Annotated in this window: 4 protein-coding genes; all 4 read left to right on the top strand. The window is 63.0% G+C overall.

Features of this window, described 5'->3' with window-relative positions; translation table 11 throughout:
• Positions 1 to 45 precede the first annotated feature (45 nt).
• The 4 genes from ACQYWX_RS17640 to ACQYWX_RS17655 all read left to right on the top strand — a co-directional run bounded on the left by ACQYWX_RS17640 (position 46) and on the right by ACQYWX_RS17655 (position 14,181).
• The gene (locus ACQYWX_RS17640) at positions 46 to 7,920 is read left to right on the top strand and encodes an amino acid adenylation domain-containing protein (protein WP_431685780.1); all 7,875 of its coding nucleotides are present in this window, start codon (positions 46 to 48) and stop codon (positions 7,918 to 7,920) included.
• 138 nt (positions 7,921 to 8,058) lie between these two features.
• The gene (locus tag ACQYWX_RS17645; protein WP_431685781.1) at positions 8,059 to 9,750 is read left to right on the top strand and encodes a PhpK family radical SAM P-methyltransferase; all 1,692 of its coding nucleotides are present in this window, start codon (positions 8,059 to 8,061) and stop codon (positions 9,748 to 9,750) included.
• A 70-nt stretch (positions 9,751 to 9,820) separates the two neighbouring features.
• A complete protein-coding gene (locus ACQYWX_RS17650) occupies positions 9,821 to 13,267 on the top strand; it encodes a non-ribosomal peptide synthetase (protein ID WP_431685782.1) in 3,447 nt (1,148 codons plus the stop codon).
• Positions 13,264 to 14,181, top strand: a complete 918-nt coding sequence (locus ACQYWX_RS17655; protein WP_431685783.1) for a TauD/TfdA family dioxygenase — start codon at positions 13,264 to 13,266, stop codon at positions 14,179 to 14,181. Before ACQYWX_RS17650 ends, ACQYWX_RS17655 begins: the two co-directional genes overlap by 4 nt.
• The last annotated feature ends 17 nt before the right edge of the window (positions 14,182 to 14,198 follow it).

Raw genomic sequence — 14,198 nt, forward strand, 5'->3', positions numbered from 1 at the left:
CATAACGACAACCCAAAGAACATAATAACGAGCAAGTACGCCGCCATGACCGAAGCTTCCACCGCCGTACAGATTTATCAATTCCCCCTGTCCTTCGCCCAGGAGCGTTTGTGGTTCCTGCACGAATTCGAGGGGGACAACGTCGCCTACAACATCAGCGCAGCCCTGCAACTGGAAGGCCCCCTGGACCATGCCGCGCTGCAGCGGGCGCTGGATACCCTGATCGCCCGCCATGAAATTCTGCGCACCCTGTTCGTCAGCGACGGCGGTCTGCCGACCCAGCGGGTATTGCCGTCCCTGCACATCGCCATCGAGCGCGTGTGGTTCGCCGACAGCGACCTGGAAGCCCGTAAAGCCCGCGCCCAGGCGTACTTCGTGGAGAAGAACCGCCGTCCCTTCGATCTCACTCAGGGGCCGTTGTTGCGCGCCACTCTGGTGGAGCTGGACAGCAGCCGCTCGCACAGCCTGAGCTGGTTGAACCTGTGTATTCATCACATCATCGCCGACGCCTGGTCCGTAGGCGTGATCGTGCGGGAACTGGCGGCCCTGTACCGCGCCGCCCTGCGCCATCGCCCCTGCGAACTGCCGCCGCCGGCGCTGCAGTATGCGGATTTCGCCGTATGGCAGCGGGAACGCCTGCAGGGCGATCTGCTGCAACAGGAGCTGGACTTCTGGCGTCAACAGCTACAGGGCGCGCCGGCCCTGGTGAATCTGCCTCTGGACTACCCCCGCACCCAGCAGCCGTCGCCGGATGCGGACTACGTGCGCATCGACCTGCCCGCGCGTCTGGCGCATCAGGCCCGGCATTTCGCCGGCGCCTCCGGAGCCAGCCTGTATATGGTGCTGCTGGCGGCCTTCAACGTGCTGATCGGCCGTCTCAGCGGCCAGCAGGACGTGGTGGTGGGCAGCCTGATCGCCAACCGCAATCAGGCGGATGTGGAGGCCCTGGTGGGCTTCTTCGTCAACACCTTGCCTCTGCGTTGCGATCTGGCTGACGATCCCAACTTCCGCGATCTGGTGCGCCGAGTCAAACACACCGCCCTCAGCGCTTACAATCACCAGGACCTGCCCTTCGAGCGCATGGTGGAGGCGCTGCAGCCGGAGCGCGATCTCAGCTTCCCGCCGTTGATCCAGTTGCTGTTCGTCCTGCAGAACGCGCCCATGGACGCCTTCGAACTGGAAGGGGTGCAGGTGACGCCGCTGCGTCTGCCGCAGCCTGGCCAGATCCGCTTTGATCTGGAGGTGTACGGCGAAGAGGACGCCAACGGCTTCCATCTGGACTTCTGGTTCCGCTCGCAGCTGCTGCACAAGGACTCCGTACAGCGTATGGCGCGCCAGTATCTGACGCTGCTGGAGGCGGCGCTGAACCAGCCGCAGCGACCGGTGATGGGACTGCCCATGCTGGATCGCGACCAACACGGCGAGCTCAGCCGCGGCTTGTTTATGGAAGCGCAGCCTTACCCCGACACGCTTTGCATTCATCAGTGGTTCGAGCGCCACGCCGAGCTGCACCCGGAGCTGACGGCGGTCATGCGAGACGGCCGTTCTCTCAGCTATGGCGAGCTGAACCGCCGCGCCAACCGCCTCGCCCATCTGCTGATCGCCCGCGGCATCAAGCTGGAGGACCGCATCGGCGTCTGCCTGGATCGCTCTCTGGATATGGTGGTCGCCCTGCTCGCCGTTTTCAAAGCCGGCGCCGGCTACGCGCCTCTCGATCCAGCCTACCCCACGGAGCGCATCGCCTACATGCTGGAAGACAGCGGCGCGCGTCTGACGCTGACCCAACAGGCCGCCAGCGGGCGTCTGCCGGGGGGCGTCGCCACGCTGATGCTGGACGATCTTGAAACCCTGACCGCTGGCTGCGAAGACAGCAATCCTCAGCGTCCTGTGGCGGCGGACAATCTGGCCTATGTGATCTACACCTCCGGCTCCACCGGTCTGCCCAAGGGCGTGGCGATTGAGCACCGTTCTGTCGGCGCGTTGATTCACTGGGCGCAGACCCAGTATCACCTTGAAGAATTGGAGGAGGTGCTGGCCACCACGTCCATTTGCTTCGACCTTTCGGTGTTTGAGATTTTCGTTACCCTGTGCAGTGGCGGCCGCGTCCATCTGGCGGACAATATGACCGCGCTGGCGGAGCGCGCCGGCGATCTGGAGGTCTATTCCAGGGTCAGTCTGATCAATACGGTGCCATCCGCCATTCAGGCGCTGTTGCGGGCCAACGCCGTGCCGCCCCAGGTGCGCACGGTGAACCTGGCGGGCGAGCCCCTGAAGCAGGAACTGGTGGAGCAGCTGTACGCATTGCCGCATATCCGTCGCGTCTATGACCTCTACGGTCCGTCCGAGGACACCACCTACTCCACCTGCGCTCTGCGACGCCCCGGCGGCAAAGCCAACATCGGACGCCCCATCAGCAATACCCTGATCCATATCATCGACGAGAATCTGCAACTGGTTCCCCGGGGCGTGGCGGGTGAATTATTGATCGGCGGCCGCGGTCTGGCGCGGGGCTATCTGGGCAAGCCGGAGCTGACCGCCCAGCGCTTCATCGCCAATCCGTTTTCCGGCGATCTCAGCGAGCGTCTGTATCGCACCGGAGATCTGGTGCGGGTGAACAGTGACGATCAACTGGAGTATCTGGGGCGTATCGACCAGCAGGTGAAAGTGCGTGGATTTCGTATAGAACTGGGAGAAATTGAATCCTTTATCAATGAGTTACGTGACAATAGTAAGAAACTGGTTAAAGACTGTGTGGTGTCGGTGATCAAGGACGACAGCCTGGGTCCCTATCTGGCCGCCTACGTCGTGAGCGCGCCCGGTCGCAGCATCGACGCGGATGATCTGAAACGACGGCTGGCGCGCCGCCTGCCCGGCTACATGGTTCCCGAGGCGATCATTACGTTGGACGCCATCCCCCTGACCGCCAACGGCAAGACCGACCGCAAGGCGCTGCCGATTCCCCAGCGCAGCGCCCGCGAAACTGAGTATGTGGCGCCCGGCAATGGGTTTGAGCAGGCAGTGGCCGATGTCTGGGCGGAAGTACTGCAGCAAGAGATCATTGGCGTACGTGACAACTTCTTTCAACTGGGCGGCCACTCCTTGTTGGCGACCCAGATTATCGCCCGTCTCAACCAGCGCTTCGGCGCCGGCCTGACCGTGCGCAACCTGTTCGAATGTCCCAATGTGGCGGAACTCGCCGCCTTGGTGCGCGAACGCAGCGCCGCCGCCATGGAGACGCCCGCGGAGAAAGCCATCCGTCGCGCCCCCAGCGGCGGAGCCCGCAGCGCTTCGTTAGCGCCCGCGCAGATGCGTCTCTGGTTCCTCAGCAAAATCGACGGCGGCAGCAGCGCCTACAACCTGCACATGACCGTACGCATCAATGGCGAGCTGCATGCGGACCGTTTGCAGGAGGCCTTCGCCTGCGCTTCGGCGCGCCATGAGATTCTGCGCACCACCTTCCATGAAGACGAGGCCCTGGGGGCGGATGGCGCGCCCTATCAACGCATTCACCCGGAACTTCCCTGCGAGTTTCTCCGGGCCAGCGTGGAATCCCACCCGTCCGATCGACGGGAGGCCGAGGCGGAACGGCTGGCCGTGGAAGCGGCGCAGACGCCTTTCGACCTGAGTCGCGGCCCCCTGGTGCGGGTGCTGCTGGTGCGGCTGGCGCCGCGTCGCCACGTCATGTTGCTGGCGATGCACCACATCATTTCCGACGGCTGGTCCATTGGCGTCCTGTTTAACGAAGTGAAGGCGTTCTATCAGGCCATCAACCCGGAAACCTTCACCCTGGACGCCGCCGCGACGCTCAGTCTGCCGCCCCTGTCCCTGCAATACGCCGACTACGCCGCCGAGCAGATTTTGCGCCTGGAGCGGCCGGAAGCGCAGAGGCAACTGGAATACTGGCGCACGCAACTGGCGGACGCGCCGCCCCTGCTGGAATTGCCCCATGACCGTCCGCGCCCGGCGCAGGCGGATTTCGCCGGCGACACCTTGCCCTTTCATATCGACAGCGGCCTCACTGCGGCGTTGCGCCGTTTCGCCGACGCCGCCGGCGCCAGCCTGTTCATGGTGAGCTGCGCCGCCTTCGCCGCCCTGATGAAGGTGTACAGCCGCCAGCGCGATATCGTCATCGGCGCGCCGGTGGCGAACCGCACCCGGCCCGAGCTGGAGCCGCTGATCGGCTTCTTCGTGAACACTCTGGCGCTACGCATTCGCAGCAAGGAAAACTTTACTTTCAATGAGTTATTGAAGGAAGTTAAAACTGTTTCTCTTGACGCTTATGAGCATCAGGACCCGCCTTTCAACAAAGTGGTGGAGTCACTGGAGCTGGACCGCGCCCTCAATCACAACCCGTTGTTCCAGGTGATGTTCGTGTTGCAGAACGCGCCCACGGTGACTCGGGAAACGCCGGAGCTGGAAATCACCCCGTTCCCGATTCGGCAGCAACGCGCCGCCTTCGACCTGCTGTTCTCCCTGACCGAATCCCAGGGACAGATGCACGGGGAGGCGGTCTACAATCGCACCCTGTTCGACCGCGCCAGCATCGAACGCATGCTGGAGGTATATCTGAGCCTGCTGGAGCTTTGCGTCAACCGCCCAGATGAACCGGTGCTGGGCCTGCCCCTGGCGGCGCCGGCGGAAATTCCCGCCCAGCCGGCTCAGGGGGCGACGCCGCTGCCCGCCCTGATTCAGGATCAATGTGAACGCACTCCTGATCTGGAAGCCTTGAGCTGGAGTCCTCAGGCCGGCGCGCTGACGGAATGGTCCCGGCTCAACTCCCACGTCAGCTACGGGGAGTTCGCCCGTCTCGCCAATCAGGCGGCGGACTGGCTGCGAGAGCAAGGCGTGGCGAGCGGCGATGTGGTCGCGCTCTGGCTGCCCCGCAGTCCCGAGCTGTTCGTGCTCAAATACGCGGCGCTGAAAATGGGCGTCGCCTACACACCCATCGATCCCGAGTTCCCGTTGCCCCGGGTGCGGCAGATGGTGGAAAGCGCCGCTCCGCGCCTGCTGGTGACAGTGAACGCGCAGCATGGCTGGGAGGACGCGCCCTGCGCCATCGCGCTGCTGCCGCAACTGTGGGCGCAGCTGTCCCGTCGCCGCGCGGAACCGCCGCCGCTGCCGGACCCGGACTGCATCGCCTATATTTTGTACACCTCCGGCAGCACCGGCGTTCCCAAAGGGGTCACCATGCCCCAGCGCGCCCTGAGTAATCTCGTGGTCTGGCATCGTCAGCATCCCCGTCTGAGCGCGCCAGCGCGCACCCTGCAATTCGCCGCCGTCGGCTTCGACGTCTGCTTCCAGGAATTCGCCGCCACCCTGGCCTGCGGCGGTTCGCTGGTGCTGTGTCCGCCCCGCTTGCGGCAGGACCCGCGCGCCTTGATGGCGTTTATCCGAGAGCAAGGGGTAGAGCGTCTGTTTCTGCCTTTCGTCGCTTTGCAGCAACTGGCGGAGACCCTGACCGAGAATCAGCCTGACCAGAACGCCATCGTCAGCGACAAGCTGCGCGATGTGGTCACCGCCGGCGAGCAGTTGCAGATCTCCGCGCCGGTGCGTCGTTTCTTCCGGGAACGCCCGCACTGTCGCCTGCATAACCATTACGGTCCCACCGAGGCCCACGTGGTGAGCGCCCTGCAGCTGGACGATCAGCCTGACCGCTGGCCGGTCCTGCCCGGCATCGGCGCGCCCCTGTGCGGCGTGCAACTGCATATTTTCAACCCACTGGGACAACCTGTGCCCGCCGGCGCCCCCGGCGAGCTGTACATCGGCGGCGTGTGTCTCGCCCAGGGCTATGTCGGACGCGATGACCTCACCGCCGAACGTTTCATCACCACCACGCTCCTGAGCTCCCACGGCGAGATCAGTCAGCGCCTGTATCGCACCGGCGATCTGGCGCGCCGTACTGCCCAGGGCGAGTTCCTGTATCTGGGACGCATTGACGAGCAGGTGAAAATCCGCGGTTTCCGGGTGGAGCCCGGCGAAGTGGAAGCGGTGCTGAACAGCCATGACGACGTCAAGGCCGCCGCGGTGATCGCCCGGGACGACGGCGCCGGCATGCGCCTGCTGGCCTATGTGGAGCCCCGCCAGACCGCTGGATTCGACGTCGCCGATCTGCGCGCCTGGCTGCGCAAACGTCTGCCCGACTACATGGCGCCCGCCCGCATCCTGACTCTGGAGAAAATGCCGGTCACCGTCAGCGGCAAGATCAACCGCCGCGCCCTGCCCGCCCCGGACGCGTTGAGCGACGTCCCGGAACTGCTGGCGGAGCCGCGCAGCGCTTTGGAGCGCAGTCTGCATGATATGTGGAGCGAGTTGCTGGCGCTGCCGCATATCGATATCCGCGCCAACTTCTTTGAACTGGGGGGCCACAGTCTGCTGGTCACCCGTCTGCTGAACCGCATTCGCGCGCGTCTGGGCGTGGACGCCACGGTCAGAGACGTCTTCGAAAATCCCAGCATCGCCGAGCTGGCGGAAAGACTGGCGGCGCTGGCTCCCGCGGCGACGGACGACGGCGAGCGCTTATGCGCGCAGACCCGTCCCGCCGCGCCGCCGCTTTCCTTCGCCCAGGAGCGCTTGTGGTTTCTGCACCAACTGGAAGGCGCGGCGGCGGGATATAACATGCCTCTCGCCATGGAACTGAAAGGCTCCCTGGACGCCCAGGCGCTGCACGACAGTTTCCGCGACATCATCGCCCGCCATGAGGTGCTGCGCACCCGTTTTCATATGGCGGGAGACGCGCCGGTGCAGGAGATCCACAGCGACACTGCGCCGGACTGGCGCTTTTTCGATCTGTCCGCGCTGCCGGAGCCGGAGCGCGCCGAGCAGGTTCGGGAACTGGCGCGCCTGGAAGCCAACTATGCGTTCGATCTGGAAAGCGACCGCCTGTTGCGCATTCGTCTGGTGCAATTGGAGGATCAGCGCCATGTGCTGCTGGCGACCATGCATCACATCATCTTCGACGGCTGGTCCAACGGCGTGTTCGTGCGGGAGCTGCAGGCTTTCTACCACAGCCGGCGCACCGGCTCCGCCCCCGGCCTGCCGCCCATGCAGCTGCAATATGCGGACTTCGCCTGCTGGCAGCGCCGCCTGCTCACGCCGCAACGGGTGCAGCAGCATCTGGACTATTGGCGTCAGGAACTGCAGGACGCGCCGGAGGCCATCCGTCTGCCCCGTCGTCCCCACAGCGAGGCGGCGGGTCTGTGCGCCCTGGCGGTGCAGGATCTGCCAGCATCGACAGTGACCGCGTTGCAGGATTTCAACCGTCAGCAAGGCAGCTCGCTCTATATGACCATGCTCGCCGCCTTCGCCGCCCTGCTGCAGCGACTCAGCGGGCAGTCGGACATTGTGGTGGGAACCACGGTCGCCAACCGTAATCGCCAGGAGCTGGAGAGCCTGATCGGCTTCTTCGTCAACTCCCTGCCGATCCGGCTGCGTCTGGACGCCAGCGCCAGCTTCCTGGATCTGCTGACCCAGGCGCGCGACAAAACCCTGCAGGCGCAGGCGCATCAGGAACTGCCTTTCGACCTGCTGGTGCGTTCGCTGCAATCACCGAGAGTGGCGGGCCGTCAGCCTATCTTCCAGGTGGTGTTCGACTTCCAGAACAGCGATGCGCCGGCGTCCGCCGCGCCGCCCAAAGGGAGCTTCCTGGACGATTTGGAAGTGTCTTATCTGCCGGGACAGCGCGGCTCAGCCAAGTACGATCTGGTGTTGTCCGTCAACGCCCAGGCGGAGCAGGTGCGCATTGTCTTCGAATATGACCGGGAGCGTTTCACCGCGGAAGAAATCGCCGCGCTGCAGGAGCACTACCAGCATCTGCTGGACGCCGCCGCGCAACGTCCCGGAGACAGTCTGCTGTCTCTGGCCGGCGCTGACGGCAAGCCCGCCACCGGCGAAGCGGACGCGGCGGAGGAGTTTGATTTTTAAATTTTTGCACGATTTCTAAGCGACCTGAACAGGTCTCTGCGACTGAACGAGCGTCGTCCAGCGCGAGCCAATAACAATAAAGACCCGCCGCCTGCAAACAGCGGTGACGCGGCGGGCTAACAAGGAAGGAAAGCGGATATGATCGATTGCCTGATTGTCGGAACCAATATGCCGCCCACTCCCGAACACGTGGAGATGGTGCGTTCCGTCGATAATCACGGCGGAGCCTGGCGCGATCTGCGGCTGGCGTTTGTGGAGCACCAGGGGCAGCCGTATACGGCGCTGGATCTGATTAACCATATCTATGACGAAGCCGGCCAGTCCCATCGGCAGTTCAACAACCTCGACTTTCTCTGGCCGGCGGTGACCTATCTGGCGTCATTCCTGAGGCGGCGCGGCTTCACCGTGGACTGGGTCAACCTGTTTCAACAGGAAAAAGACGAGATGCGCCGCATACTGCGCAGCGGTCAGGTGCGCACGGTGGCGGTCACCACCACGCTGTATGTGTCGCCTCAGCCCATGATCGAAGTCATCAAGTTCGTACGCGAGCACAGCGACGCCCATATCATCGTGGGCGGGCCCTATATCTCCGGTCAGGCGGAGGTGCGCAACGCGGATGAGCTGGCCAGTCTGTTTGAATACCTGGGGGCGGATACCTACGTGATCAGCTCCGAGGGCGAACAGGCGTTGGCCCACATCATCAGCGCGCTGCAAAAAGGAGAGCCGTTGGACGGCGTCGCCAACCTGGCCATCCGCGATCCCAAAAGCCTGCTGCGACCGTTTTCCCGCACCCTGGTGGAGACGGAGTACAACCCTCTGGAGGAAAACCCCGTCGACTATGGCCTGTTTCCGCCGGATCAGCTGTCCCAGTTTATTTCTCTGCGCACCGCCAAATCCTGTCCCTACAGCTGCGCGTTCTGCGGCTTTCCGCAACGGGCGGGGGCTTACAAGACGCTGGCGCCGGACCTGGTGGAGCAGGAGCTGGACCGTATCGCCGCGCTGGGCAATGTGGACACCCTCACCTTTCTCGACGACACCTTCAACGTGCCGAAAAAACGCTTCAAGGAAATTCTGCGCCTGATGATCCGCAAGCAATACGGCTTCCGCTGGAATTCGTTCTATCGCAGCGATCAGGGAGATTACGAAACCATTCAATTAATGCGCGAAGCGGGCTGCGAAGGCGTGTTCCTGGGCATTGAGTCCGGCAGCGACACCATGCTCAAAAACATGAACAAAACCGCGCGCCGGCGCAATTTCGCCGAGGCCATTCCGCAATTGCAGGAAGCCGGCATTTCCGCCCACGCCAGTTTGATCGTCGGCTTCCCCGGCGAAACCGAAGACACTATTCGAGAGACGCAATCCCTGATCGAGCAAAGCAAGCCGGACTTCTACCGCGCCCAGTTGTGGTATTGCGATCCGCTGACGCCGATCTGGAAAAACCGCCAGGAGTATGACCTGGAAGGCAACGGCTTTTCCTGGCGGCATCGCACCATGAACAGCGAAACCGCCTGCGACTGGGTAGAGCGATTGTTCTTCGATATTCGCAATTCCACCTGGTTGCCCCAGCACGGATTCGAACAATGGTCTACTTTCTATCTGCAGCGTCGCGGCTATACCCGCAAACAGGTGATCGATTACGTGGCCTTGTTCAATTCCGCCATCAAGGCGCAGATGGCCGATCCCACGTTGAAGGCGATTCCCGCGCCGATACTGCAGCGCATGCGCACTCTATTGTTGGAAAAAACCACTGATGACGCCTTTATGGCGAATATCCATCATAGAAGTAACGAGACAGTCAGCCAGGACGCGCTGGAGAGCTTTGCTTTCTAGGGCGGTTGCGCGGCCGGCGACCATAACAATAAGACTCTCATGAACGGAACAAGGAAAATAAGGAAAGACCATGGCGCAACAAGAAAGCGGTTTTCTGCTTGACGCAAACTCACTCGCGGCAAGGGACTACTGGCGCAAATCCCTGACCAAGGCCATCAGCCCCAGCAACCTGCCGCGGGATTACGACCTCCCCCATAAAGGTCCCAAGTCTTATCAGATATACGGTCTGGCGCTGGACAGCCACCTTTACGACCTCATCATGAAGGTCAGCAAGGGCGGACACTTTCTTATTTACACGATCGTCACCGCCGGCGTGCAGTTATGTCTGCAGCGCTACAATCAGGCCTTCTGCGCCGACAGTGACGCCAGCGGCGTGGAAACCCTGGTCACCGGCTCCCCGGCGCGACGAGAGGAGAACGGCGCCGAACCGGGCTTTATCAATGCCCTGCCCATCATCAACAGCATTGATCCCGAGGCGTCGTTCAAGACGCTGTTACTGCAAACCCGCTCGCAGCTGCTGGACGCGTATCAGCATCAGCATTATCAGTGGCGGGAAATGGCGGAGGACTTCGGTCTGTCCTGGCGTCACCACTGTCCGCTGTTCGACGTGGCGGCCCATTACGACGCCCTGCACGGCGAGCTGCCCGCCAATCTCAACAATGATGTGACGGTGAGTCTGCTGCAAAGGGCCGGCAGCCTCAGTTTCTCCATCGCCTACAACGAGTCGCGCTTTCATCTGCATCGCATCGAACTGTTCGCCGAGCACCTGCAGCAAGTGTTGACCATGGCGCTGGAGCAGCCGGATTTGCCGGTGAAACAACTGGACATGCTCACCACCCGCGACTGGAGTCTGCTGGCCAGTTTCAATCTGACTGAACAGACGACGCCCGCCAACGCCAATGTGTTGATCCAGTTCCGCGAAGTGGTGTCCCGCTATGGTGGGCATATCGCGCTGCAAACGCCGGGCGTGCAGCTGTGTTATCGCATGCTGGACGAACAATCCAATCAACTGGCGCGGGAGCTGCAGGTCTCCGGCCTGGAAAAAGGCGGCCTGGTAGGCGTCTGCTGTCGCCCCGGCTGCGATATGGTGATCGCGCTGCTGGCGGCCCTGAAGGCCGGCGGCGCCTTTCTGCCCCTGGACCCGGATTACCCGGCGGAGCGCCTGCGCTATATGGCGGAGGACTCCGGCTGCCGCCTGTTCCTGGTGGAAAGCCCGGAGGTGGATGCGCCCTTCATTGAAGTGCTGGAGGACCGCGGCGGCTCCGTCATTTATCTCGACGATATCACCTCCTGGCGTCAACAGTCGCCGCGGCCTCTGGACTACGCGCCCGCGGCAGACGCCGCCGCTTACATGATCTATACCTCCGGCTCCACCGGCGCGCCCAAAGGCGCTTTGCTGCATCACAGCGGCTTGATCAACATGCTGGAGGCGCATATCAAGGCGTTCAGATTACGCAGCGACAGCCGGGTATTGCAGGTGGCGTCATTCAGTTTCGACGCCGCAGTGTCGGAAATCTTCACCGCTCTGTGCGCCGGCGCCCGTCTGGTGCTGGCGCCCCGCGACCGCATCATGCCCGGACCGGATCTGGCTCAGGCGCTGCAAGAGTTCGAAATCACCCACATTACCCTGACGCCGTCGTCTCTGGCGCTGTTGCCGGAAGACGCCGCTCCCGGCCTGCAAACCCTGGTGGTGGCGGGGGAACCCTGTCCGGCGGATCTGGTTCCGAAGTGGAGCAAGGGGCGTCTGATGATCAACGCCTACGGCCCCACGGAAGCGACGGTCTGCGCCACCCTCGGCGAAGTGGTGTACAGCGGCCTGCCGCCGGATGTGGGGCAGCCGATTCAGAATATGCAGTGTCATGTGGTCGACGCTCTGGACCGTCCCTGCCCGGTTGGCGTGCCCGGCGAGCTGCTGATCTCCGGCGTCGGCCTGGCCCTGGGCTACCATAACCGACCAGATCTGAATGAAGCCCGTTTCGTGGAGCTGGCGCTGCCCGGGTTATCCGCGCCAAGGCGCTATTACCGCAGCGGCGACCGCGCGCGCTGGCGTCCGGACGGCGCATTGGATTTGCTCGGCAGAACGGATCGCCAGTTTAAAGTGCGCGGTTTCCGTATCGAAGCCGGCGAACTGGAAACCCAGTTGCTGAGCCGAGAGGAGATTCAGCAAGCGGCCGTCGTCGCCCAGGGCGAAGAGGCGGACCGCCGTCTGCTGGCCTATGTGGTGCTGGCGCGCACGGCCAAAAAAGGCGAGCTGCAGACGGAAGCCATTCTGGCCTATCTGCGTGAGCGCCTGCCCCCTTACATGCTGCCTGACCTGCTGGTTCCGCTGGACGCGCTGCCGTTGACGCCCTCCGGCAAGACAGATTACGCCGCCCTGGAGGGAATGCACGCCGCCGCGTCGCAAAACGAATTCGTCGCGCCTCGCGACGACGTGGAGTTAGGCGTGGCGCGCATCTGGGAACGTTTGCTGGAGCGCAGCCCGGTGGGCGTGACGGACAACTTTTTCGCCCTGGGGGGTTTCTCCCTGCTGGCGGTGCGCTTGATGAGCGCGATTCAGCAGGAGTTTCATGTCGCCCTTCCCCTGACCACTCTGTTCCAGCATCCATCCGTGGAGAAGCTGGCGGAACAGGTGCGCAGCGCCCGCAAAGCCCATCCTGAAGACTGGTCGCCCCTGGTGACGCTGACCGCCCGCGGCGAACATCCGCCGTTGTTCTGCGTACACCCTACCGGCGCCACGGTGCTTTGTTACTACCATCTGGCCGCCAGTCTGGGCGAAGAACGCCCGTTCATCGGCGTGCAGGCCCGAGGCATCGAGCCGGAGCAGCTCCCCTTCGACAACATCCCGGAGATGGCGGCCTACTATGCCGACGCACTATGTGAGCGTCAGCCCACCGGTCCGTTTTATCTGGCGGGATGGTCATTCGGCGGCGTGGCGGTGTTCGAGGTCGCCCGCGTATTGCAGGCGCGGGGTCGTGAGATCGCCTTCCTGGGTCTGCTGGACTCTTACTCGCCGGACGTGTTCGATGGCGGATTCGAAGCCCATGACGATGCGGAGATCATCAGTTCGCTGCTGGGCGGCATTGCGGATGTGGACCCGGATACGTTGCGCGGGCTGTCCACAGAAGATCAGTTGCAGGTGGCCATTCAAGCCACCCGGGAAGCCCAGGCCCTGCCCCAGGGATTCAGTCTGGAGCAGGCGCGCCGCATTCTGCAGGTCAGTAAGTTGAACTATCACGCGGTGGAGTCTTATCAACCGCAGCCTTACAACGGCAAGATCACCCTGTTCCGTCCTCTCGGGGAGGAACAGTTGGCGAAGTCCGTATGCCCGGACGATCCCAGTCTGGGCTGGTCCAAGTGGGCGCAACGGGGCGTGGAGGTGGAGTACGTTCCGGGTCGGCACCAGACCATGGTGCAACCGCCCAATGTTGAAACCTTAGCCACGCGTCTGCTGGTGCATCTGCAGCAGGCGGAATCCTTTACTCCCATGACGACGGAACGGAAGGAGCAGACAGCATGACCACAACCTCACCCATCACTCACCGCATTCCTACCGCCCCGCGCAAAGCGCCGGAGCGCCAGCTCGCCTTCACCGGCTATCTGGTGCAGGCGCAGGAAGGAGATACGCTCGACAGCGTCAGCGCCGACGACTTTCACTTCGCCATGGAGCAGAAAGGCGTGGCGCTGTTTCGCGGCTATGAAGCGACGCCGGAGCGTTTCGGCGACTTCGTGGAGAAGTTCAGCTCACGCCTGATACTCGATCCCACCCGGCAATCCTACGACCGCCGCGTGCAGCGCGTGCTGTCGGGAACGCCGGGCATCGAGCTGCACAGCGAACACAGCAACAGCCCATTCACCCCGGACTACATCTGGTTCTACTGCCGCCGCGCCGCCGGCGACCGCGGCCAGACCACCTATTGCGACGGCCTGGAGATCTGGCGCTCCCTGAGTGAGACCAGCCGCACGTTCATTGAGAACGTCCGCTTTATCTATCGCCGCCTGTTCCCGGAAATGTTCTGGAAAGTGTTCGTGGCCTTCATGATCGACGAGGACATTCCCGTGGAGGAGATCAACCGCGATCATCTGGAAAAATTATTCAACGGCCTTGAGGGGGTGCGAATCGAGCTTAACGCAGACAACCAGCTCGACTTCAGCTACTCCACCTACGTCTACAACCAACTGCCCGGCGGCCACCGCGCCCTGGCCAACAGCCTCACCGGCCCCTACCCCGGCCAGACCGTCACCATGGAAGACGGCTCCCCCATCCCCCACTGGCTGATGGGAGAACTCAAATCCCTGTACGACCTCCACACCCGCGACATCCCCTGGCGCGACGGCGACATCGCCGTCCTCAACAACAAACGCATGATGCACGGCCGCCGCCCATCGGAAGACATGGGAAGGGAATTGTTTTCTGCGTTGAGTTATGGGTGACGGGGGGTTAGTTTGCA

It is taken from the genome of Hahella sp. NBU794 (assembly GCF_050749805.1).
In the GTDB taxonomy this organism is placed as follows: Bacteria; Pseudomonadota; Gammaproteobacteria; order Pseudomonadales; family Oleiphilaceae; genus Hahella.

Coding starts and splice junctions, on each gene's coding strand:
- ACQYWX_RS17640 (WP_431685780.1), top strand. CDS start 46: ATGACCGAAGCTTCCACCGCCGTACAGATTTATCAATTCCCCCTGTCC.
- ACQYWX_RS17645 (WP_431685781.1), top strand. CDS start 8,059: ATGATCGATTGCCTGATTGTCGGAACCAATATGCCGCCCACTCCCGAA.
- ACQYWX_RS17650 (WP_431685782.1), top strand. CDS start 9,821: ATGGCGCAACAAGAAAGCGGTTTTCTGCTTGACGCAAACTCACTCGCG.
- ACQYWX_RS17655 (WP_431685783.1), top strand. CDS start 13,264: ATGACCACAACCTCACCCATCACTCACCGCATTCCTACCGCCCCGCGC.